Annotated in this window: 20 protein-coding genes; 7 read left to right on the top strand and 13 right to left on the bottom strand. The window is 68.6% G+C overall.

The features are described from left to right. Positions 1-126: 126 nt before the first annotated feature. Positions 127-381: a hypothetical protein gene (locus J2X20_RS26515; protein WP_310272146.1), complete on the bottom strand. Its 255-nt coding sequence runs from the start codon at positions 379-381 to the stop codon at positions 127-129. Between the two features lie 230 nt (positions 382-611). Here J2X20_RS26515 and J2X20_RS26520 point away from each other — a divergent pair, with 230 nt between their 5' ends. Both J2X20_RS26520 and J2X20_RS26525 read left to right on the top strand, forming a co-directional pair. Beyond that, positions 612-1,040 carry a VOC family protein gene (locus tag J2X20_RS26520; protein WP_310272148.1) on the top strand — a complete coding sequence of 143 codons (429 nt, stop codon included), beginning with the start codon at positions 612-614 and terminating at the stop codon, positions 1,038-1,040. 81 nt (positions 1,041-1,121) lie between these two features. Then, on the top strand, positions 1,122-1,499 hold the full coding sequence (locus tag J2X20_RS26525) for a hypothetical protein (protein ID WP_310272151.1): 378 nt from the start codon (positions 1,122-1,124) through the stop codon (positions 1,497-1,499). Positions 1,500-1,548: 49 nt separating this feature from the next. Here the strand turns inward: J2X20_RS26525 and J2X20_RS26530 are convergent, their stop codons facing one another. After that, positions 1,549-6,363, bottom strand: coding sequence for an NAD-glutamate dehydrogenase (locus J2X20_RS26530; protein WP_310272154.1), 4,815 nt, complete (start codon positions 6,361-6,363; stop codon positions 1,549-1,551). A 216-nt stretch (positions 6,364-6,579) separates the two neighbouring features. Here J2X20_RS26530 and J2X20_RS26535 point away from each other — a divergent pair, with 216 nt between their 5' ends. Continuing rightward, positions 6,580-9,459 carry an ATP-binding protein gene (locus J2X20_RS26535; protein WP_310272157.1) on the top strand — a complete coding sequence of 960 codons (2,880 nt, stop codon included), beginning with the start codon at positions 6,580-6,582 and terminating at the stop codon, positions 9,457-9,459. On the opposite strand, the gene J2X20_RS26540 is transcribed toward J2X20_RS26535, so the two are convergent. From J2X20_RS26540 to J2X20_RS26550, 3 genes are read right to left on the bottom strand one after another with little or no spacing between them, the layout of a single operon-like run. Next, a complete protein-coding gene (locus tag J2X20_RS26540) occupies positions 9,456-10,022 on the bottom strand; it encodes an alpha/beta hydrolase (protein ID WP_310272160.1) in 567 nt (188 codons plus the stop codon). The two genes, J2X20_RS26535 and J2X20_RS26540, sit on opposite strands and share 4 nt — an antisense overlap. A 36-nt stretch (positions 10,023-10,058) precedes the next feature. Continuing rightward, positions 10,059-10,943, bottom strand: a complete 885-nt coding sequence (locus tag J2X20_RS26545; protein ID WP_310272162.1) for a DMT family transporter — start codon at positions 10,941-10,943, stop codon at positions 10,059-10,061. Further along, a complete protein-coding gene (locus J2X20_RS26550; protein ID WP_310272166.1) occupies positions 10,940-11,551 on the bottom strand; it encodes a class I SAM-dependent methyltransferase in 612 nt (203 codons plus the stop codon). Before J2X20_RS26550 ends, J2X20_RS26545 begins: the two co-directional genes overlap by 4 nt. 155 nt (positions 11,552-11,706) lie before the next feature. On the opposite strand from J2X20_RS26550, the gene J2X20_RS26555 reads away from it, so the two are divergent. Continuing rightward, entirely contained in the window at positions 11,707-12,063 is a 357-nt protein-coding gene (locus tag J2X20_RS26555) for a DUF2200 domain-containing protein (RefSeq protein ID WP_310272169.1), read from the top strand. Between the two features lie 136 nt (positions 12,064-12,199). Here J2X20_RS26555 and J2X20_RS26560 read toward each other — a convergent pair whose 3' ends face one another. Further along, positions 12,200-12,577 carry a hypothetical protein gene (locus J2X20_RS26560; RefSeq protein WP_310272172.1) on the bottom strand — a complete coding sequence of 126 codons (378 nt, stop codon included), beginning with the start codon at positions 12,575-12,577 and terminating at the stop codon, positions 12,200-12,202. A 1,105-nt stretch (positions 12,578-13,682) separates the two neighbouring features. Further along, positions 13,683-13,907 (bottom strand): hypothetical protein, encoded by a 225-nt coding sequence (locus tag J2X20_RS26565; RefSeq protein ID WP_310272176.1) that lies wholly within the window; start codon positions 13,905-13,907, stop codon positions 13,683-13,685. A 276-nt stretch (positions 13,908-14,183) separates the two neighbouring features. Here J2X20_RS26565 and J2X20_RS26570 point away from each other — a divergent pair, with 276 nt between their 5' ends. The 3 genes from J2X20_RS26570 (at position 14,184) to J2X20_RS26580 (ending at position 16,478) form a co-directional block, all read left to right on the top strand. Next, positions 14,184-14,813, top strand: coding sequence for a LysE family translocator (locus J2X20_RS26570; protein ID WP_310272179.1), 630 nt, complete (start codon positions 14,184-14,186; stop codon positions 14,811-14,813). 167 nt (positions 14,814-14,980) lie between these two features. Beyond that, a complete protein-coding gene (locus J2X20_RS26575; protein WP_310272182.1) occupies positions 14,981-15,781 on the top strand; it encodes a substrate-binding periplasmic protein in 801 nt (266 codons plus the stop codon). Between the two features lie 4 nt (positions 15,782-15,785). Then, positions 15,786-16,478, top strand: a complete 693-nt coding sequence (locus tag J2X20_RS26580) for a Crp/Fnr family transcriptional regulator (protein WP_310272184.1) — start codon at positions 15,786-15,788, stop codon at positions 16,476-16,478. A 4-nt stretch (positions 16,479-16,482) separates the two neighbouring features. Here J2X20_RS26580 and J2X20_RS26585 read toward each other — a convergent pair whose 3' ends face one another. The 6 genes from J2X20_RS26585 to J2X20_RS26610 form a co-directional block, all read right to left on the bottom strand. Then, positions 16,483-17,163, bottom strand: coding sequence for a lectin (locus J2X20_RS26585; RefSeq protein WP_409034211.1), 681 nt, complete (start codon positions 17,161-17,163; stop codon positions 16,483-16,485). Then, complete coding sequence (locus tag J2X20_RS26590; protein WP_310272189.1) at positions 17,160-17,621, bottom strand: c-type cytochrome; 462 nt, start codon at positions 17,619-17,621, stop codon at positions 17,160-17,162. The genes J2X20_RS26585 and J2X20_RS26590 overlap by 4 nt, the downstream gene beginning before the upstream one ends. 26 nt (positions 17,622-17,647) lie before the next feature. After that, complete coding sequence (locus tag J2X20_RS26595; protein WP_310272192.1) at positions 17,648-18,220, bottom strand: peroxiredoxin; 573 nt, start codon at positions 18,218-18,220, stop codon at positions 17,648-17,650. Continuing rightward, positions 18,217-18,600, bottom strand: coding sequence for a hypothetical protein (locus J2X20_RS26600; protein ID WP_310272196.1), 384 nt, complete (start codon positions 18,598-18,600; stop codon positions 18,217-18,219). The genes J2X20_RS26595 and J2X20_RS26600 overlap by 4 nt, the downstream gene beginning before the upstream one ends. Beyond that, on the bottom strand, positions 18,597-18,980 hold the full coding sequence (locus tag J2X20_RS26605) for a hypothetical protein (RefSeq protein ID WP_310272198.1): 384 nt from the start codon (positions 18,978-18,980) through the stop codon (positions 18,597-18,599). Before J2X20_RS26605 ends, J2X20_RS26600 begins: the two co-directional genes overlap by 4 nt. 604 nt (positions 18,981-19,584) lie before the next feature. Beyond that, complete coding sequence (locus tag J2X20_RS26610) at positions 19,585-21,021, bottom strand: DUF1501 domain-containing protein (protein ID WP_310272201.1); 1,437 nt, start codon at positions 21,019-21,021, stop codon at positions 19,585-19,587. Positions 21,022-21,027: the final 6 nt, after the last annotated feature.

The following is a 21,027-nucleotide window of genomic DNA, read 5'->3' on the forward strand; positions in this document are numbered from 1 at the left end:
GCGAATTCAGTGCAATTCCGGCTTGCAGAGTGGAACCGGTTCCGCTATTGCCGTCGCAGGAGTCGCGGCGTGCGGAAAAAAGAAAACCCGCCAGCGGCGGGTGGGTGACTGACAGCGGCGCGGGTCTCAGACCAGCCAGACGGCGCTCTGGGCCGCCGCCACCAGCGTTTCGGCCGCGCGCGCGCGCTGGCCTTCGATGACGACGCGCGGCAGCTTGGCCACCGCCGTGGCATCCGCGCGCTTGCCGACGATGACCACGCGCTCCAGCTTCACGACTTCGGTCGCGGGTGCCGAGTTGCCGTTGGCCAGGCCGACGCCGATGGCGGCAGCGGCGGCAACAGAAGCGATGGCGACGAAGAAGGTCTTGGCGGCGGTGTTCATGTGGGGCTCCGGTGGGTGGGCTGTGTCAGTGATTGCAGTGTCTGCAGGCGCGGCCTGCGCCGCGAGTGCCAGGCGATGGACCGCCGGCGCAAGCGGATGAACTGCGGATTCGAGGGATGGGTGGATGCCCGCACGGTGGCGGCTCGTACAGACGGATGCCTGTAGAAACAGTCTGGCGTCGTCCCGACTCCTAACATCGCCACTCCACTCACCTATGGACCGGAGTGCACATGGAAACCCAGGAATTGCATCGTGGCCGGCTGGTCGACCACATCCAACTCGTCGTGCGCGACCTGGCGGCCAGCCAGCGCTTCTACGAGGCGGTCTTGCAGGTGCTGGACGTCCCCCTCGGCGGCACGGGCGAGGGCTTCTTCTGGGCCGACGAGCTGTTCGTGTCCACGGCCGACAGCAAGGCCGCCCAGGGCCATCTCACCGGCCGCGTGCACCTGGCCTTCCAGGCCAGGGATCGCGCCATGGTCGATGCCTTTCACCGAGCTGCACTGGCCGGCGGCGGCAAGGACAACGGCGCGCCGGGCGAGCGGCCCTATCACCCGGGTTATTACGCCGCCTTCGTGACCGACCCGGATGGCAACAACATCGAAGCGGTCTTCCATGGCGCGGCCCAGCGCAGCGCGGCCTCGGTCAAGCTGACCTTTTAGCCTGGGTGCGCTTGAAAAGCTTGGGGGCCGCTGGCGGGGTGGTTAGCATCATCTTCAGATCGGTCTTCCAGGTGTGATCCGATGCGCAACCGCACAGCGCTGCTCGTGAATATGGCCACGGGCATATTTTTCGGCATCGTGGTTTTTGCGATGGCCTACTCCCGTCCGCAGAAGCGCTGCGAAGCCGCTGACGGCAAGTGGAGCCTCGCGTCGGAATCCTGCATCACCCGGTCCTGCTTCCTGTCCGGCAGTTGCGGGACATGGGCCTATCCGGCTGAAAGATGTTCGAGGCTCAAGGCCGGCGATGCCCGCTCGGAGGTCTACTTCCAATTGGGCGACCCGGAAACCGTCAGTGCCGACGAGGCGACCTGGCACGCCGCCAAGACCTCGTCGGATTTGATCGTTGCCCGCTTCCTCGGCGACAGGCTGCTGAGCTTGTCCTGCCCTGCCGGGTCGTGATCAGAAGCTGCATCTGGGCGTCCTGGCGCCAGCCTGCTGCAAATCTTCACTAGGTCAACCCACGCAACTCCCGCAGGGCGACCGACAGCATGGCCGCATCCGGCGCCGGCACCGCACGCAGCTCGCCCAGCAGCTGCTCGGCGCGCTCGATGGTGCGGCCGTTGCTGGCCTGCCAGGCCTCGACCAGGGCCGTCGGCGAGTCGTGGTCGCCGCCGTCGGCCAGCACCGCGCCGGTGATGGAGCGCTGCAGGCCCCAGAGGTCGTCCAGCATCGCGCCCTTGGCCAGCATCTGCCAATGCTGGTCGCCGGGCAGGGCGGTGATCTTGTCGCGCAGCCAGGGCATGCCCAGACGATTGGCCAGGTCGAAGTAGATGGCGGCCACCAGCTCCACCGGCCAGCGCGCACCGCCTGCGATCTCGGCGATGTCCAGCGTCGCGTACAGCGTGCCGAAGGTCACCACGCGTTCGGCCAGCTCGCGCGGCACGCCACCGGCCACATAGCTGGCGGCCGCCGCGTCGACGCGGGCGCGTTCGTCGGCATCCAGCAGTTGCGGCAGGCGCGCGGCGAGCTTGGTGACGTTGGACGTGAAGTGCTCGATGGTGGCGCCCATGTCGTCGATGAGGCGGTTGGAGCGCAGGAACCACTTGGTGCCGCGCTCGAGCTGGCGGCTGGTGTCGATCAGCATGCGCGACTGCAGCTCGTCGGCCACCTTGTTGTCCAGGGCCTCGATGCCCTGCCACAGGCTGACCATGCCGAAGATCTCGCGGCTGAGCAGATAGGCGCGCACGATCTCGAAGGCGCGGGCGCCGGTGGTCTCGAGCAGGCGGTGCACAAAGGTGCTGCCGACCCGGTTGATCATGCTGTTGGTGACGTGGGTGGCAATGATCTCGCGCTTGAGCGGGTGGCGCTGCATATAGCCGGCGAAACGCTCCTGCAGCAGGGCCGGGAAGTAGCGCACCAGGGCGGTCGAGACCCAGGGATCGTCGGGCAACGTGGAGGAGAGCAGCTCGTCGTAGAGCCAGATCTTGCTGTAGGCCAGCAGCACGGCGCGCTCGGGGCTGGTCAGGCCCAGGCCCTTGCCGCGGCGGTCGGCGATCTCCTCGTTGGAGGGCAGGTATTCGATGGCGCGGTTCAGCCGGTCGGCCTTCTCCAGGTACTGCATGAAGCGCGACTGCGCATCCAGCAGCTGCGGCGCCAGATGGCCGGTGACCGACAGCACCTGGGTCTGGAAGATGTTGTCGCGCAGCACCAGTGCGGCAACGTCGTCGGTCATCTGCGGCAGCACGGCGTTGCGCTGCTTCTCGGTCAGCTCGCCCTCGCTGACGGCCAGGCCGAGCAGGATCTTGATGTTGACCTCGTGGTCGGAGGTGTCCACGCCCGCCGAGTTGTCGATGGCATCGGTGTTGATGCGCCCGCCCGCCAGCGCGTACTCGATGCGGCCGCGCTGGGTGCAGCCGAGGTTGCCGCCCTCGGCGAACACCTTGCAGCGCAGCTCGCCGCCGTTGACGCGCAGCGCGTCGTTGGCGCGGTCGCCGACCTGGGCGTGGGTTTCGGTGGCGGCCTTCACATAAGTGCCGATGCCGCCGTTGTAGATGAGATCCACCGGCGCCTTCAGGATGGCGTTGACGAGCTCGGTCGGCGTCATCGCGTCGGCCGTGATGCCCAGCGCCTGCTTGACCTCGGGCGTGATGGGGATGGACTTGGCGCTGCGCGGGTAGATGCCGCCGCCGGCCGAGATCAGCCCGGCGTCGTAGTCGGCCCAGGACGAGCGTGGCAGCTTGAACATGCGCTCGCGCTCGACGAAGGAGGCCATGGCATCCGGGTTGGGGTCCAGGAAGATGTGGCGGTGGTCGAAGGCCGCCAGCAGACGGATGTGGCGCGACAGCAGCATGCCGTTGCCGAACACGTCGCCCGACATGTCGCCCACGCCCGCCACGGTGAAGTCGGTGGTCTGCGTGTCCACGCCCATCTCGCGGAAGTGGCGCTTGACGGACTCCCAGGCGCCGCGCGCCGTGATGCCCATGGCCTTGTGGTCATAGCCCACCGAGCCGCCGGAGGCGAAGGCATCGCCGAGCCAGAAGCCGTATTCCTTGCTGACGCCGTTGGCATAGTCCGAGAAGGTGGCCGTGCCCTTGTCGGCGGCGACGACGAGGTAGGGGTCGTCGGCGTCGTAGCGGCGCACCTGGGGCGGCGGCACGATCTTGTCGCCGACGCGGTTGTCGGTCAGGTCCAGCAGGCCGCGCAGATAGTCCTGGTAACAGGCCACGCCTTCCTTCATGAAGGCTTCGCGGTCGCTGGAGGGCGGCGCCTTCTTCAGCACGAAGCCGCCCTTGGAGCCCACCGGCACGATGACGGTGTTCTTGACCATCTGCGCCTTCACCAGGCCCAGCACCTCGGTGCGGAAGTCCTCCGGCCGGTCCGACCAGCGCAGGCCGCCGCGCGCCACCCGGCCGCCGCGCAGGTGCACGCCTTCAAAGCGCGGCGAGTAGACAAAGATCTCGAACATCGGCTTGGGGGCCGGCAGGCCCGGCACCTTGGACGAGTCGAACTTGAACGACAGGAAGCTGCGCCGCTGGCCGGCGGCGTCGCGGGTCCAGAAGTTGGTGCGTGTCGTCGCCAGCATCAGCGCCAGGAACTGGCGCAGCACGCGGTCTTCGGACAGGTTGTCGACTTCTTCGAGTGCGGCCGTGATGGCCTGGACCTGCTCGGCGGCCTGGGCCTGCGCGTTGGCGCCGCCGGCCGGGTCGAAGCGCAGCTCGAACAGGCGCGCGAGCTGGCCGGCGATGCCGGCATGCGTCGCCAGCGTCGCCTCGATGAAGGACTGCGACAGCGCGAAGCCGATCTGGCGCATGTATTTGGCATAGGCGCGCAGCACGACGATCTGCTCGGCCGTCAGGCGCGCCGCCACGACGAGGCGGTTGAAGTCGTCGTCCTCGACCTGGCCGCGCAGCACGGCGGCGAAGGCGTTCTCGAACACCTGGTGCAGGGCCGCGACCTCGACCTCGGCATCGGCGCTGCTCATCAGCCCGAAGTCATGGATCCAGATCGGCGCCGAGTCCTGGGGCGCGATGCGGTAGGGGTGCTCGTCCAGCACCTTCATGCCCATGTGTTCCAGCATGGGCAGGCTGGCCGACAGCGTCAGCGGCTCGCCGCGGCGCAGCAGCTTGAAGCGCAGGTGGCCGGGCGGGGCTTCCAGCGGCCGGTACAGATTCATGCCCAGGGGCTCGGCGTCGCTGAGGCGGGTCATCAGCTCGACGTCGGGTACCGCGGCGCGGGCCTCGAACTCCTCGCGGTAGGAGGCCGGAAAGGCGCTGCCGAACTGGCGCAGCAGCTGGATGCCGCGGGCCTCGCCGGTCGCGTCGATCAGGGCCGCCTTCAGGTCGTCGTCCCAGCGCCGCGCGGCCGACACCAGGCGCGCCTCCAGTTCGCGCACGTCGAAGGCCGGGATGCGGCCCGGCTGGGTGCGCACCGTCATCTGGATGCGCGCCAGCGCCGACTCCGACAGGTGCACGTTGAACTCCGAGCCGCTGCCGTTGAAGGCCTGCAGCAGCAGGGCCTGCCACTTCTGGCGCAGTTCGGTCGTGTAGTGCTCGCGCGGCGCGTAGATCAGGCAGGAGATGAAGCGCTGGAAGGGGTCGCGCCGCACGAAGAGGCGAAAGCGCTGGCGCTCGCCCAGGTGCAGGATGCCGACCGCCGTCTGCAGCAGCTCGTCGCTGCTGGTCTGGAACAGCTCGTCGCGCGGATAGGTCTCGAGGATGTTGATCAGGGCCTTGCCGGCGTGGCCGCCGGGCGGCAGGCCGGCCCGCGCCACCACGTCGGCCACCTTGCGGCGCAGCAGCGGGATGTCGGCCGGGTTGGCGCTGTAGGCTGTGGACGTGAACAGGCCCAGGAAGCGGTCTTCACCGCTGACCGTGCCATCGGCATCGAAGCGCTTGATGGCGACATAGTCCAGATAGCCCGGCCGGTGCACGGTGGAGCGCGCGGTGGACTTGGTCACCACCAGCAGCTCGGGCCGGCGCACCTGGGCGCGCACCTCGGCGGGCAGGGCGGCGAAGGCGGCCACGGCATCGAGGGAGGCCACGTCGCGCAGGATGCCGAGGCTGGAATCGGGCACGACGGTCAGCACGTCCTGGCCGTCGACGCTGGCCAGGCCGTGGCGGCGGTAGCCCAGGAAGGTGAAATGGTTGTCGCCAAGCCAGCGCAGGAAATCCAGTCCCTCGGCCAGTTCCTCGCCGGGCAGGGGCGGGGCCTGGCCCTGCAGCTCGTCGACGATGTCCAGCATGCGCTGGCGCATGGCGCGCCAGCCGTCCACCGCCGCGCGCACGTCGTCGAGCACGCGGGCCACGTCGGCCGCCAGCGCTTCGAGACGGGCGGCTTCCGGAATGCGGTCGACCTCGACATGGATGAAGGACTCGTGCACGCCATCGGCGGCCAGCCCCTGCAGGGTGCCATCGCCGTCGCGGCTCATCGTCATCAGCGGATGGATGATCAGATGCAGCGTCAGGCCGTGGCGGTTGACCTCCATGGTCACCGAATCGACCAGGAAGGGCATGTCGTCGTTGACGATCTCGATGATGGTGTGGGTGGACTGCCAGCCATGTTCGGCGATGGTCGGGTTGAACACCCTGACCCGCGCGCGGCCGAGGTCGCGCTTGCGTGCAAAGCTCCAGTGCGACACCGCCGCGCCATAGAGGTCGGCCACCTGGCGCTCGGCCAGTTCCTCCGGGTCGACCTGGCCGAAATACCTCTGCACGAAGGCCACCAGGGCCTCGCTCTGGTCGGCGGCGGCCTTGCCGCGCACCAGCTTCACGACTTCGTCCATGCGTTCGGCCCGTGGGCCGGATGGGGTGGTCTGCGCCAGCATGCTTGTCTCCTGTCGGAATTCGCCGCGGCATGGTCGCGCGCCAGCTACGCCGTGCCAAGTGTTGACAGCCGGAGATTACGCCTGCCGGCCCGGCCCCGCCCGCGCCTCGTCCTGGCGCCAGGGGCATGGCACCATCTGCCCCTGCCACCCACGACATTCCATGCCTTGTCGAGTTCTGCTGCTGTCGCTGCACGCCCCCGCCCCGGCGATTGCGCCATGAAACGTCTCTTGAGCCCGGTGATGGTGGGCCGTGCCAGCGAGATGGCCATGCTGGCCGAGGCCTTCGCCGACGCCTGCGCCGGCAGTGCGCGCATGGTGGTCATCAGCGCCGAGGGTGGGGGTGGCAAGAGCCGGCTGATCCGCGAGGCGGCCGAGAGCTTTGGCCACCAGGCCCTGATCCTGGCCGGCTGGTGCGTCGAGCAGGGCGAGCCGGGGCTGCCGTTCGCGCCCTTTGTTTCCGCCCTGCGGCTGCTGGTCGAGCGCCAGGGCGTGGCGGAGGTCGTGAGCCTGGTGGGGCACGCCGGCGCGCGCGAACTGGCCCGCCTGCTGCCCGAGCTGGGGCCGGCGCCCTCGGAAGGCGACCCGGGCATGGCGCGCTCGCGCCTGTTCGAGTCCCTGCGCCTGCTGCTGGCGCGGCTGTCGGCTCGGGCGCCGGTGGTGCTGATCCTGGAAGACCTGCACTGGGCCGATCGTTCGACCCGCGATCTGCTCGCCTACCTGGCCCGCAATCTGCGCGAGGCCCGGTTGCTGTTGCTGGCGTCGTATCGCAGCGAGGCCCTGGCCTCGGCCCACCCGCTGCGCTCGGGACTGACCGAGCTGGCGCGCATCGACGGCGTGACCGAGCTCGCGCTGGCGCGCCTGTCGCGCGCAGACGTGGCCCTGCACCTGAGCACCTTGCTGGGCCAGGAGGCGGCGCCCGATATCGTGAACGCCGTCTACGCCCGTGGCGCCGGGGTGCCCCTGTTCACCGAAGCCCTGGTCGCCCAGAACGGCGGCGCACACGCCCGGCTGGCCGGCTCCTTGCGCGACCTGCTGCTCGGTACGGTGAACGAGTTGCCGCCGCGCACGCGCGCCGTGCTGCAGGCGATGGCGGTGGGCGGCCTGCGCGTCGGGCACCGCCTGCTGGCCGCCGTTGCCGGCGACGACGGGCTGGACGCGGCACTGCGGGCGGCCGTCGAGGCCAATGTGGTGGTGGCTGCCGATGAAGGGGCCTACGCCTTTCGCCATGCCTTGATCCAGGAAGCGATCCGCGACGATCTGCTGCCTGGTGAACTGCAGCGCCTGCATCGCGCCCATGCCGAAGCGCTCGAGGCCCACCCCGGCCTCGGCGAGGACGCCTGGATCGCGGCCCGCATCGCCCTGCATTGGCGCGCGGCGGACGACCCGGTGCGGGCGTTGCAGGCGGCCTGGCTGGCCGCGCGGGAGGCCACCGCCCGGCTGGCCTATGCCGAGCGGCTGAGCATGCTTGAACATGCGCTCGAGCTGTGGCCGCGCGTCGAGGCGTCGCAACGCCCGGCCGGTGTGGACAGGGCCCAGCTGCTGGAGGCGGCGGCCGATGCCGCCTGCTGGTCGGTGGAGCCCGAACGCGGGCAGCGCCTCGTCGATGCCGGCATCGCGGAACTCGATGCTGTGGCCGACAGCGAGCGCGTCGCGGCCCTGCTGCTCGAGCGCGCCATGATGCGCCAGCAGTGCCTGCATGCGGGCGAGCTGGATGACCTTCAACAGGCGCTGCGCCTGGCGCCGGGGCCGACGCGCACGCGGGCGGAGGCCCTCGGCCAGCTCGCCCGCGCCCTGGCCCTGCACGGCCGCGCCGATGAGACGCGAGCCCTGGCCGACGAGCTGGCCCTGCTGGCGGCGCGCCCCGGCGAGGCGGAGTGGCGGGGCGAAACCTGGGTGGCCGCGGCCTTGGGCCGGCCCGCCGCCGACGCCGCCACGGTGGAGCTGCTGCAGCGCGCCCTGCGTGATGCGCAGGCGAGCGCCTCGGGGCGGGTGGAGATGATTGCCCGCGTGGCGATGGCCGATCTGCTCGACGCGCGCGGCGAGCATGCGGCGGCCGTCGAGGCCGCCAGCCTGGCCTGGCAGCGGGCCCGCGAGCTCGGGCAGGCGCGCTATATGGGCGCTTCGGTGGCCCAGCTCCTCGCGCGCTCGCTGATGGCCGTCGGGCGCTGGGACGAAGCGGTCGACATGATGGCGGAAGCCCTGGAGCTGGATCCCTCGCCGCTAGGGCGCGTGCAGCTGTGGCAGGTCAGAGGGTTGATTGCGACCGGCCGGGGCGACCTCGCCACTGCGGAGGCGGCCTTGAAGGTATTGGCGGCGGCCGAAGAGGCCGGGCAGGACGCGCCGCGCCGCGCCGCCGCCCGGCTTCGACTGGACATCGAGGTCGCCCAGCTGAGGGCGGACTCAGCCGCCGCCGTCGAGGCCTGCCATCGGATCGGCGCGCTCAGGGGCTGGCTGTCGCCGCGGCTGCTCTGGCCCTTGATCGCCCATGCCTGGCGCATGGGCGTCGAGCCCGGCGGGACCGAGGCGCTGCGCGATCTGCTGGCGGATTCATCCGCAGGCCTGGCGCAGCCCGGTCCGGTCGAGCGCGCCTGCGCCCTGACCTGCCTGGCCGAGCGCGGCCGTCTCGACGCTCGCCCGGATGCCGAGGCCTGGGGCCGGTCCGTCGCAGCCTGGCAGGCGATAGGGGATGTCCAATGGTCGGCCTATGGGCTGATGCGGCAGGGCTCGGCCCTGCTGGCCTGCGGCGAACGCGGCCCGGCCGCGCAGGCGCTGCGCCAGGGAGCAGGGCTGGCGCGGCAGCTGGCCGCCGTGCCTCTGCTCGGCCAGATCGCCAGCGCAGCCCAGCGCGGCCGCATAGAACTCGAACCGGGCGAGCTCGCCTCGCCCCCGACCACCTCGGCGGGCCTGACGGCGCGGGAGGTCGAGGTGTTGAAGCTGGTCGCCCAGGGGCAGTCGAATCGCGAGATCGCCGAGGCTCTCTTCATCAGCGTCAAGACCGCCAGCGTGCATGTGTCCAACATCCTCGCCAAGCTCGAGGTGCCGTCGCGGGGCGCCGCCGCGGCGGCTGCGCACAGGCTCGGCCTGGCCGCCGGCTAGCTGCCCTGGCGCAGCGAGCGGATGTCGGCTATCAATTCGGGAAACGCCAGCTTGGAAAAGGAGTGGCCGCGATCGGTGAAGGGGCGAACCGTCGCAGCCGGAAGCTTCTCGGCCCAGCGGGCCAGATGCGGGAAGGGCACCCATTCGTCGTCGGCGCTGTGATACAGGAAGATCGCGCCGATGCGCGGCAGGGCGGAGGCGAAGTCGACGGGCATGGCGAAGTCGTCGCTGCCCCATTCGCCGTCAACGCATTTGTAGGGCGTGCCGACCAGGAACAGGCCGGCCAGCGACAGCTCGGGGCGCTGCTCGCTCAGATACTTCAGCATCGCGGCGCCGCCCAGGGAGTGGGCGACCACGATGCCGGGCTTGCCGAAGCTGCGCAGCTCGGCCGCGATCTCGGTCTTCCACACCTCGTAGGCCACGTCCTCCAGGCCGGCGAATCTGGGATATCTCACCGTGCAGTCCGGCGCGACGGCATGCGTCAGATAGGTGGCAAGGGCCTGGTCTTCGGCATGGGCGCCTTCGCCGGCGCCCTGCACGAACAGGATCTGGTGGTTTTGCATGGGTCTGACTCTCCTGTGGAATGAATGGGGCAGGCGCTAGCCCTTGGCGGCCGACGCGGTCGCGGTGAGTCGCGGCCCCCGCGACGTGGCCAGCCAGGCGCCGCAGAGGATGAGAGCGAAGGCGACGAGGATGCGGCCGTCCAAGGGTTCGCCGAGCATGGTCACCCCAGCGGCGACGGCCACGGGCGGCGCGGTGTAGGTGATGACGACGGCCCGTTCCGAGCCGACCTCGCGGATCAGCAGGAAGAAGGCGGCGAAGGCGACCGCCGTGCAGGCCATGCCCAGAGCGACGATGGCGAAGCTGGCCTCGTGGCTCGGCCATGCCGGGGGCCAGCTGCCCAGGGCCGGCAGCAGATAGGCGAGGGCGGCGAAGGCCAGGCAGGTCGCCGTCATCGGTATCGCGGGCAGGGGGCCGAGCCAGCGCGCCGCGATCATCGACCCGACGGCATAGCAGGCGGCGGCGAGCAGCACTTCCAGCACCGACAGCAGGTCGCCGCCGAGTTCGGGCAACGCCAGGACCGCAACGCCGGCGAAGCCCAGCAGCAGGCCGGCGAGCCGGCCGGCCCCGAGGCGGTCGTGATCACGGCGCAGCCGATTCAGCGCCACGGTGATGATGGGCGTGGCCGCCACCAGCAGCCCCGCCATCGAGCTGCTGATGCGCGTCTCGCCATGCACGACCAGGCCTTGGGGAATGATCATCTCGACGACCGCGAAGGCGAGGACCGGCCGCCAGTGCGCGCGCACCGCGGCAAAGCCTTCGCCGCGCAGCGCGAAGGGCAGCAGCACGGCGGCCCCCAGTGCCGAGCGGGCAAAGACGATGAAAGGCACCGCCACTTCGGCGACGGCGATCTTGATCAGCAGATAGGGGATGCCCCAGAGCAGGCTGAGCAGGACGAACAGCAGCAGTCCGCGCCGGCTCATGATGCGCGCCTGGCCAGGAAGCTGACCCAGTCGTTGCCGTCGCGGCCCACGCTCTCGGCCTGCCAGTCGATCGTCAGGCTCGCGGCGGCGAGCCGCGCGGCAAAGTGGTCGGCGGGCCAGCACACCGTGAGGCAGTCGCCGCCGGTCTCGCCCGTGCCCTTGCGCATCGCGACCAGGAATGCGCCGCCGCGCTTGAGGGCGGCGTGGATCTTGTGCAGCACGGCGTCGATCTGCTCGCGCTCCACATGGATGAGTACACCCATGGCGAGCACGCCGTCATAGGGTCCACCGAGGGCGTCGGTCACAACATTCAACAGCTCGGCCCGCTGGCCGCGCTCGGCCATCAGGTCCAGGAAGGCCCGGGCCGCGTCGGTGCGCCGCACGCTCGCGCCCAGGGACTCGACGAAATCCGCGTCCCGCCCCGGGCCGGAGCCGATCTCCAGCACAGTCCCGCCGGGCGGCAGGCAGCGCACCAGGCGGCGCAGCGCGTCCTCGATATGCGGCGGGCGCTTCTCGGCCACCAGGGAGTCGTACTCGCGTGCGTACCCTTCGTAGGACTGCACGGTCTTTCGTGTTTTGGCCAAGGCCTCTGCGGTCAGCTGCGCCATCGAATCCTCCGGTGATCGATGCGCTCAGACTAGGCCTAAGGCGGGGCGGTGCTCATGGGGCGAATTGCCTAGGCGCGCCCGTTTGTCGGCCTAGGCGAAATCCCGGTGGCGCTAGCATGGCTCATCGACGCCGTGATTCCGCAGGAGCAATGACGATGGCCGGCCACCGCATCTTCGCCACGCCCTTTGCCAAGGTCTACCCGCTCTACCTCCGCAAGGCCGAGGCCAAGGGCCGCAGCAAGGGCGAGGTCGATCGCATCATCCATTGGCTGACGGGGTATGACGAGGCCGGTCTGCAGCGCCAGCTCGACAGCGGCGCCGACTTCGAGACCTTCTTCGCCGAGGCGCCGGCCCTGAATCCCGATGCAGCCCTCATCAAGGGCGTGGTCTGCGGCGTCCGCGTGGAGGAGATCGAGGACCCGCTGATGCGCAAGCTGCGCTATCTGGACAAGCTCATCGACGAGCTGGCCAAGGGCAAGGCCATGGAGAAGATCCTGCGGCGGACGTCTTGAACGGCTGCTCAGGATCGACGATCGCAGAGGCGCCAATGCTGTCGAGCCCCCCGGAAACACGCCGCCGGCCGAGTTTTCACACAACCTCGCTGCAAAGGGGAATGGCGAGTTGGACGCTCATTGCCCTAGTGCGACCTCAAACGGCCCTGGTTTCATGGCACTTCGGAGCGGGCGGGATCGGGCCATAAACCGATATCGTTTCGGGCAGCCCCTCCTGCAGAACCAAGTAGACGTTACCGCTTCCACGGCTGTAGACGCTGCTGATCCGTTTCGCGTGATCCACCAGCGGCTGGTCGGATAGCAGCTCCCACATGTCGCCACTACTCGGCGAGCGGAAGACAACATCGGATTTCCATTCGGGGGGCACACGCTGCAACTGCACGCAGACCAGCGCCTGCAATGCCCGCGCTTTGACGAGAACGGGGTCGTATTGACGCGCCGGCGGATGCGGTGCTTCTTGGGTGCAGCCCGCCAAAAAATAGGCCGAAAGAAATATGAGGTTCAGGTAGCGCATGGGGTAACTCTCACGCCAGGACGCAGCGATCTGGACAGTTGCGAGTCCAACCGTTGCAGACGCACAGGGAAGTCTGCTTTCGCCCGCGAAGCGGGCCGCCGGGATCATGCCGTCGGCTTCAGGCTGATTGCGGTCTTTCGATTCAGACACCGACTCGTCACATCGCCACCGCGTCCAACTGGTACACCGGCTGCCAGACAGCCCTATCGACTCACGAACCGCCGCGAGCGTTGGCTAGGCTAGCCTTCCTGAGTTCTTCCTCTGGATTGCAACCTGCCACTGGCTCTTTCCGATCAAGTACGAGCGACCAATCCGAATCCATAACCGCAGCCCTTCTAGCGGCATAGTAGTAATTGGTGCAAGGTTCGACCTTAACCATGAACGTCCTCTGGACACTCTTACGAGCACCCGCGCCAGGTGCCGCTTCAAAAACTATTGAGCGCACACCAGGCCACAGTTCAACGGATCCATCGGGACGACCGCCGAACTGGATCTTCCCATCTACTGAAACGATGCGCACCGGATAAAGACTGCCGTCAGCACGCGACAGCGGCACTCCTTGGACAAATGAAAGAGGCGCGGAACTACAGCCCACCATGAGAAGAACAGAGATGATCGAGCAAATAAAAGGGGGCCGATTCAATAGCATGTGTGTCGCGTAGAGATGATGCATCTGCGAGCATAGCAAGGCTGGCACGTCAGCATTCGCTGCAAAGCAGCCCCCCTGCCCGAGAACAGCGCATGCTCGCGCCAGACCAGGACCCGCAGTCAGATGGAAGGTCTGAAACCGGCCTGCGCGCAAGTTACTCCGAGGAGAAGGACAACTGCCCTCGGCGATCTGCGTCTTGCATCGCCTGCCTGTAGTCGGAAAACGCCGCCGCCAGGCGCTGACCGAAGCCCGGGCCGGTGGCGATGCTCATGACCATCCTCCCATCGCAATCCCGGGCGCATATCAACCCTGGGCTTCGCTCAAAAGACAGCTGGGCCACGCCAGCCACCGGACCGAAACTGCGGTTGAACTCAAACAAGGCCATGGTTTTCTCCCATTCTGGTGTTGAACTCGGCCACGGCGTCCTGAAAGGCTGAACGCGAGCGTCTGGTGTCGTCAGATGAAGCGGATGTGGCGCCCCTCGAAGCTCTCGAAGATGTCGCGCCAAGACTCCCCGTCAACTTCTTCGACCTCGATGGCGTGCAGGAACTGAACTTTCCTGAGCTCATCGCGCATAGCCTCTGGCCACAACTCGTTGTGGGTCCGTTCGGCGCTGCGTCGCTCGGCAAGGTGCATGGCGATCTCCGGCTTTCTTTCTGGATCTGATGGCGACTGGTTCATGGTGTCGCCAGTGTCTGAATCCAGCCGCACGCCGGATATCGCCCTCAAGGGGGATGTCGGCGGACCGCCTCCCCCAAAAGGGGGAGAGCCGTGCGTTCGGATCTCCATTCACCGCGATGGCCTGGGTGCTTCTGTCTGGTCGTTCAACGTCATGCGTCTGTTGTCGCCGCTTCGACTCCGTGATAGCCGAGGGCCGCACGCTGCTGACACGCCTGCGCCAGGGTGGCGTTCCAATGCAACTCCCGTCGCCGAGGGCGACCCGACCGTTTCCTTGCCATGATCGACCCCGCCACGCTGCTGGCCTTCACGATGCTCAACATCGGCTTCGCGCTGATCCCGGGGCCGGACATGATCTGCATCCTGACCAACGCCGTGACGCGTGGCACGCGCGCGGGCGCGGCGGTTTGCGTGGGTATCGCCTGTGCGGCCCTGGTGCATGTGGCCGCGGCGTCGCTGGGGCTCACGGCATTCCTGGCTGCGGTGCCCACAGCCTTCGTCGCCGTGAAGGCCGCCGGCGCCGCCTATCTCGTGTGGCTGGGCTGGCAGATGCTGCGCCGCCCGGCCGCGCTCGACGCCGCAATGAAGGGCAGCGCCAGCCGCTGGCGCTCGCCCTTCGCACAGGGCGCGGTGAGCAACCTGCTCAACCCCAAGATCGCGATCTTCTTTCTGGCCATCCTGCCCCAGTTCGTCGACCCGTCGCTCGGCCACCCGGGCTCGCAGGCGGCGGTGCTCGGCCTGGTTTCCATCGTATCGGGCACGGCAACCAACCTTTGCACGGCGGCATTGGGAGGACGGGCGCGGCGGTGGCTGGTAGCCCGGCCGACGCTGTTCCAGCGGCTGCAGCAGATGGCAGGCGTGGCGCTGGTGGGCCTTGGGGTCAAGGGGGCGCTGGAACGGGCCCGGTAGACGCCGCCTTGAAGCGTTGCCCCTGCGGTCGCAACGTGCGTGGTCAGTCATCGGCACAGCCTCGCTGCCCAGCAGTCACCCAGTTTCGGATCGCGGCCAGACAGGCTGCGGCGACTCTTGCGCCGCCAACGGATACTCGACCCAAATTAGATGGGCAGTACAGGCGCATGGGCAACGTCAGGATGTGGATAGCAGCGGCTTGCTTGGCCGCGGGCGGTGCGCAGGCATTGGCGCAGTCGGCCGCGTGCGGCCCGTACCGCGTGGCCTTGTATGAATACGGCTCGCTGGCCTTTCGGCGTGCGGGGCTGAGCCCGGCGGGCATCGACGTCGATATCGTCGACGAGGTGGCGCGCCGCACCGGCTGCAGGTTCGAGACCTTCGTGGACTCCCGCGTCCGTACCTGGACCGATCTGGCCCAGGGCGCCCTCGATATGACCGTGTCGGCCATCGAGACGGAAGAACGCAAGGGATTTGCGCGCTTCGTCATCTACATGAGCGGGCGCAACCGGCTGCTGGTTCGGTCCGGCCTGCCCTACCCGGTCAACACGCTGCAGGCGTTCGCCGAGCGCAGCGAGTTGCGGCTGGCGGTGGTCAAGGGATTCAGGCATGGTCCGCAGTGGGACGACTGGATCGCCAAGCTGCGCCAGCAGGGGCGGGTGGACGAATACGCCGACGCCAAGGCGGCCGCCCGGCTCGTGGCGCTGGGGCGTGATGCCGCCCTCCTGTCCGAGCCCGTCGTGTGGGGGCGCATCCTGGCTGACAGCAAGTTGGATGGCCGGGTCGACATCATCGACGCCTTCCCGGGCGACAACTACGCGGCAGGCTTCGCGCTGTCCCGGGCCAGGGTGCGCGAGGACGACACCCGCAAGATCCAGGACGCCATCGCCGCCATGCGGGCGGACGGAACCCTCTACAAGATCTTCAGCGCCCATCTGCCCCGAGCCGAGGCCCTGAGCTCCATGCCCTGAACCCATGGGTTGCATCGACATGCCGGCCTCCCAGGATCTCTACAGCTTCATCCGCACCTCGCCCTGGGGCAGGACGCTGGCCGCGGGTGATCTCGATCTGGTGCTGTCGGCGGCCATGGCGCGGACCTATCTGCCGGGCGAATCCGTGGTCAGCACCGGGGGCGAAGCGAATTACTGGGTCGGCATCATGGACGGCCTGGTGGTGCAGAAGGTGGTCAGCGAGAAAGGCGAGGAGACGTCGCTGACGGCGGCCTGCTCCGGGACCTGGTTCGGCGAGGGCACCTTGATGAAGCAGGGCCGCTGGCGCTACGACGCCGTGGTGCAGCGCGAAGCCCGCGTCGCGCTGATCCCCCTGCACATCTTCCAATGGCTGCTGGACAGCAGCCTGGCCTTCAACCAGTTCGTCGCGCGGCTGCTGAATGCCCGGCTCGGGCATTTCATGGAGCTGCTGGCCATCGGCCGCCTGCCCGGCATCGATGCCCGGGTCGCGCACACGCTGGCCAGCCTCTTCGATCCCTATCTCTATCCCAACCGCTCCAATCTGCTGCCCTTCAGCCAGAGCGAGATCGGGCTGCTGGCGGGCGTGTCGCGGCAGCGTGCCAACGCCGCGCTGAAGCAGCTCGAAGCCGACGGGCTCATCGAAGCCCGCCGGCAAGGCGTGCGCGTCATCGACGTGGAAGGCCTCAGAAGGCGCTAGCGCCTCAGTTGGCCGCGAAGCAGTACAGCAGGCCCGCGCCGCCCGTGGCCACCAGCTTGGGCTGGCTGCAGCCGCGGCTGCCGTGAGCCGAGTTCCACGACGCATTGCCGCCACCCGTGCGGTCGAAGTGGCCCAACTGCACCGAGCCGTCTTCGGCGCCCGAGGAGTAGTTGCGGCAGGTCTTGTCGGCGCCGTCCGGGTAGGCACGACCCTCGGGCGTCGAGCCGGTGAGGATGTCGTGCTCGTTGGGTGTGTCGCCGGCGGCCTTGGGGCGTTCGCCCTTTTCGGTCAGCGCCGTGTTGCGCGTCAGATTGCTGCCGAGCTGGGCCTGCTCCAGCGTGTCGCCGTGGAGATGGCCGACGTCACGTGCGATGACCTGGCCGCGCACATTGGTCCACGGGCCTTTGCCGATGCGGTCGCGGGCGTTGACGGCGCCGGCACCCTGGGTGCTCAGGTAGGCGCGCCAGGTCTTGAACGGCGTGCCGGCCGCGTCGGCAAGCTTCTGGCAATGCGCGTCGGCGCCTTCGAGGCCACCATAGTTGGCGCCCTGGCCGGCACCGGTGCTGGTGACGAAGAAGCTGAAGGGCGGCGGTGGCAGCGCGCTGGCGGCGGCGGCGGGGGGCGTTTGGGCCTGGGCGCCGACAGCGGCGAGCAGGGCGGCGGAGCAGAGCAGAGCCTTCATCAGTTGCTGTTCCTGTAGTCGTCGTGGCAGGCTTTGCAGGTCTTCTGCAGAGCGGCGAGCTGGGCCTTGACGGCGGCCACGTCGCCGCCCTGGGCGACGCGGGCCAGTTCGTTGGCTTCCTTGCCGAAGGCGGCCTGGGCGGCAGCGGCGCCGGCGGCGTCGCTGAACAGCGTGGCCTTGACGCTGGTGTCATGCCAGCCCTTGCCGCTGTCGGTGCCGGCGGCGAAGAGTGTGGGCAGGCCGCCATTGGCGACGGCGGCAATCGTGTTGGCCGCGCGGATGACGTCGTCCTTGTTGTAGACGCCATCGACATTGGCCTTGACGCGGCCGGTGTTCCAGCCAATGACCTGGTAGGCCGACTGGCGCCATTTGATGAGCTGCTCGGGCTTGGGCGTCTGCTGGGCGTGGGCGCTCGAGGCGAGCAGGGCCGCCGCGAGCAGGAGGGAGGATGTGTTTTTCATCGTGGTTGGAGTGGCAGGGGAAAGGGTCAGTGGGCCGCCAGACGCTCGATCTCGGCGAGGGCGGCGGCCACATTCGCTGCGGGCGCCAGGCCGCCCACCGTGGCGACGACACGGCCATCGGGGCCGATGACGAAGCTGGTGCGCTCGGCGCGGGCGTGGTTGATGTCCTGGCCCTTGGTGGTCTTGCGGCCGGGTGGCGTCGCGGTCGTCGCGATGTCGAAGGCGCGGGCGATATGGCCGTCAGCGTCGGAGGCGACGGTCAGCTTGCCGGCACAGGTCTCGGGGTCGGCCGAGAACTCGCGCAGGCGCTCGAGGCCATCGCCCGACACGCCGATGACTGTTGCGCCGGCGGCGGTGAAACGCGCCAGGTTCTCGGCGAACTCATGGGCTTGCAGGTTGCAGCCGCCCGTGAACGCGGCCGGATAGAAGTAGACGACGACCGGCCCTTTGGCCAGCGCCTCCTTCAACTGCACATCGACGGTCTTGCCGGCCAGGGCCGCGGTGGCCTGGAAGTCGGGCGCCGCGTCGCCGGGCTTCAGCGCGGCGTGGGTGCTGGCGGCGAGGGCCAGCCAGGAAAGGGCCAGGAGGGTCTGTTTCATGGCAAGGGCTTGTAAGGGTCGTGGCAGTCGTTGCAGGCCAGGGCGATGGCGCGTGCCGCGCCCTTGGCTGCGGTGACGTCGCCTTGCTCCAGGGCGTTAGGGATGGCTGCGGCCAGGCGCTCGCCGTCGCGCGAGAAAGCCACGGCGTCGGCGGCCGGGTAGTCCTTCTCGAAGAAGGTCGTCATGTCGGCATAGAGCTGGCGCAGCGCATGGGCGTCTGCGACGGCGTCGTCGGTGCGGCCGGCCGCCAGATGCTTTTGCACGCTGACGCTCTTTGCATCGATGGCACGCATCCAACGGCCGAGCTCGAGGCGCGAGGCGGCTTGCAATGCGAGCGGCGCGGCCAGCAGGGCGATAGAGATGAGAAGGCGGACTTTCATTTCTTGGCCTTGTAGACCTCGTGGCAGGTCTTGCAGCTGCGCGTCAGGTCGGCCAGCCGGTCCTGGGCGGCGTCGTAGTCACCGGCCTCGACGGCGGCGGCGATGGCCTGGGCGTGGTCCTGCGACTTGCGCGCGAAGTCGACACCGCGGGCCGCGCCGGGCTGGGCCGTGTAGTGGGCGCCGACCTGCTGGAAGAAGCGCGCCAGTTCACGCGCCTCGTCCAGGGCCTTGCGGTTCTGCAGGCTGACGTTGGAGTCCAGGTCGCGCAGCGTGTCTTCGGCGCTGCGCATCTCGTCGGCACTGAGCTCGGCTTGGGCGGCGAGCACGGTGCCGGCTATCAGCAGGGGGATGAAGGTAGCTAGCGCTTTTTGCGTTTTCATTGTTTGGACTGATTTGCCAAGGGCCTCATGACTCGTGTGCAGTGCCGCGGGAATCCGCCCCGCGAGGGCGGGTAACTTTTCTCTGACGCGCCAGAGAAAAGTCACCAAAAGAGGAGCGCTAATGCAATCCGCACTCGAGCGGGATGAGGCGCTCGCGTTGCTCGAACCGGGCCGCACCCCGAAGCGACCCGCTGCGCTCTCGCGTCTGACTTGTCACGAGCACCACACATCGAACCGGCTGCCCGTCCGACGCGCGGCTGCACGCCGTGCTCAGGAGAAAACCAAATGCAGCGCCGCTCGGGCGACGCGGCTGTTCGGTATTTCCTGATGAGCCCGGCGTGCAGCCGGCGTTAAGCGGCGTGAAGGGGTGATGGATGGCGCTCGTCATAGGGACAGCAGCGAGAGCGAAGCGGGTCGCGTCTATGCGGAATGCCACTGGCTGTTTTCGCGCGCCGCTCTTCGCGGCGCCGTGACGGTGTGCGGTTCAGGGCCTCTTCTTTGGTGACTTTCTTCTGGCCCCGCAGAAGAAAGTTACCCGGCCGCCGGGACGGACTCCCGGCAATGCAGCGATGAGACGCAGCACCTCGCAACAGCGACCCTCACATCAAGCCAAGATCTCCTTGATGACGTCGCCGAACACGGTGGTTGCCTTTTCGGCCCGACCCTGATGCGCAAACACCAGCTTCTTGTGGTTCAGCCCCAGCTGATGCAAGAGCGTCGCCTGCAGGTCATACGTGTCCACCACGCCCGTTGCCGCACGCAATCCGATCTCGTCCGTGCCGCCATACGTCCCCGGCTTGATGCCGCCCCCAGCGATCCACTGCGTATAGCCCCAGGGGTTGTGGTCCCGCCCGTTGCCCGACTGCCCATACGGCGTGCGGCCGAACTCCGAGGCCCACACCACCAGCGTCGTCTCCAGCAGGCCGCGCGCCTTCAGGTCGGCCAACAACGCACCCACCGGCTGGTCCACCTGCTTGCACATGACGGCGTGGTTCTTCTCCAGGTTGTTATGCGCGTCCCACGAATCCACGCTGTTGTCCGGCGCGCCGGAGATGACGTGCACGAAGCGCACGCCGCGTTCCACCAGGCGGCGGGCGCGCAGCAGGGCGGTGCCGTACTCGTCGGTCTCCTTGCTGCCGATGCCGTAGGCGGCCTTGGTCGTGGCCGTCTCCTTGCCCAGGTCGACGGCCTCCGGGGCCGAGACCTGCATGCGATAAGCCAGGTCATAGCTCTTGGCGCGGGCGATCAGCTCGGTGTCGCCGGGATAGCGCTCGGCATGCTCGCCGTTCAGGGCGCGCAGCAGGTCGAGCTGGGCGCGCTGCTCCTTCTCGGTAATGCCGTCGGGGCGGGCCAGGTGCAGGATGGGCGAGTCGCCCTTGCGAAAGGGCGTGCCCTGCAGCGCCGCGGGCAGGAAACCGCTGCTCCAGATGACGGCACCACGGCCGCCGCCGGCCGCGCCGACGCCGGTGGGCAGCACGACGAAGGCGGGCAGGTCGGGGTTGGCCGAACCCAGGCCGTACTGCACCCAGGAGCCCAGGGCCGGGCGGCCCGGCACCAGGCCGGCGGTGTGCAGCTTCAGCGACGCGATGACATGGGTGCTGCCCTCGGTCTTGCTGCCCTTCAGGAAGGCGATGTCATCAGCCTGCTTGGCGATGTTGGGCAGCAGGTCCGACACCCAGGCGCCCGACTCGCCGTGCTGCTTCCAAGTGCGCTTGCTGGCGTAGAGGTTGCCCACGCCGCCGTCGGTGGCCGTCTTCAGGTCCTTGCCGAAGCTGTCGGGCAGGGGGGTGCCGGCCAGCTTGATCAGCTCGGGCTTGTAGTCGAACAGGTCCAGGGTGCTGGGCGCGCCGGCCATGTGCAGCCAGATGACGGCCTTGGCCTTGGCCGGATGGTGAGGCTGGCGCGGCGTGGTCGGGTCGAAGAGCTCGCTGGCGAAGGCGGATTGCAGGCCGCCGAAGCTGCCGAAGCCGAAGGCACCGGCGGTGGCGATACCGGCGGCTGAACCGAGGAAATGGCGGCGGGAATGGTCGTGGTGGCTCATGGTGTC

The sequence above is a fragment of the Roseateles saccharophilus genome (assembly GCF_031458095.1).
In the GTDB taxonomy this organism is placed as follows: Bacteria; Pseudomonadota; Gammaproteobacteria; order Burkholderiales; family Burkholderiaceae_C; genus Pelomonas; species Pelomonas saccharophila_A.

Coding starts and splice junctions, on each gene's coding strand:
- J2X20_RS26565 (WP_310272176.1), bottom strand. CDS start 13,907: ATGAACCAGTCGCCATCAGATCCAGAAAGAAAGCCGGAGATCGCCATG.
- J2X20_RS26530 (WP_310272154.1), bottom strand. CDS start 6,363: ATGCTGGCGCAGACCACCCCATCCGGCCCACGGGCCGAACGCATGGAC.
- J2X20_RS26540 (WP_310272160.1), bottom strand. CDS start 10,022: ATGCAAAACCACCAGATCCTGTTCGTGCAGGGCGCCGGCGAAGGCGCC.
- J2X20_RS26605 (WP_310272198.1), bottom strand. CDS start 18,980: ATGAAAACGCAAAAAGCGCTAGCTACCTTCATCCCCCTGCTGATAGCC.
- J2X20_RS26515 (WP_310272146.1), bottom strand. CDS start 381: ATGAACACCGCCGCCAAGACCTTCTTCGTCGCCATCGCTTCTGTTGCC.
- J2X20_RS26545 (WP_310272162.1), bottom strand. CDS start 10,943: ATGAGCCGGCGCGGACTGCTGCTGTTCGTCCTGCTCAGCCTGCTCTGG.
- J2X20_RS26570 (WP_310272179.1), top strand. CDS start 14,184: ATGATCGACCCCGCCACGCTGCTGGCCTTCACGATGCTCAACATCGGC.
- J2X20_RS26580 (WP_310272184.1), top strand. CDS start 15,786: ATGGGTTGCATCGACATGCCGGCCTCCCAGGATCTCTACAGCTTCATC.
- J2X20_RS26535 (WP_310272157.1), top strand. CDS start 6,580: ATGAAACGTCTCTTGAGCCCGGTGATGGTGGGCCGTGCCAGCGAGATG.
- J2X20_RS26595 (WP_310272192.1), bottom strand. CDS start 18,220: ATGAAACAGACCCTCCTGGCCCTTTCCTGGCTGGCCCTCGCCGCCAGC.
- J2X20_RS26600 (WP_310272196.1), bottom strand. CDS start 18,600: ATGAAAGTCCGCCTTCTCATCTCTATCGCCCTGCTGGCCGCGCCGCTC.
- J2X20_RS26610 (WP_310272201.1), bottom strand. CDS start 21,021: ATGAGCCACCACGACCATTCCCGCCGCCATTTCCTCGGTTCAGCCGCC.
- J2X20_RS26590 (WP_310272189.1), bottom strand. CDS start 17,621: ATGAAAAACACATCCTCCCTCCTGCTCGCGGCGGCCCTGCTCGCCTCG.
- J2X20_RS26560 (WP_310272172.1), bottom strand. CDS start 12,577: ATGCGCTACCTGAACCTCATATTTCTTTCGGCCTATTTTTTGGCGGGC.
- J2X20_RS26550 (WP_310272166.1), bottom strand. CDS start 11,551: ATGGCGCAGCTGACCGCAGAGGCCTTGGCCAAAACACGAAAGACCGTG.
- J2X20_RS26555 (WP_310272169.1), top strand. CDS start 11,707: ATGGCCGGCCACCGCATCTTCGCCACGCCCTTTGCCAAGGTCTACCCG.
- J2X20_RS26575 (WP_310272182.1), top strand. CDS start 14,981: ATGGGCAACGTCAGGATGTGGATAGCAGCGGCTTGCTTGGCCGCGGGC.
- J2X20_RS26525 (WP_310272151.1), top strand. CDS start 1,122: ATGCGCAACCGCACAGCGCTGCTCGTGAATATGGCCACGGGCATATTT.
- J2X20_RS26520 (WP_310272148.1), top strand. CDS start 612: ATGGAAACCCAGGAATTGCATCGTGGCCGGCTGGTCGACCACATCCAA.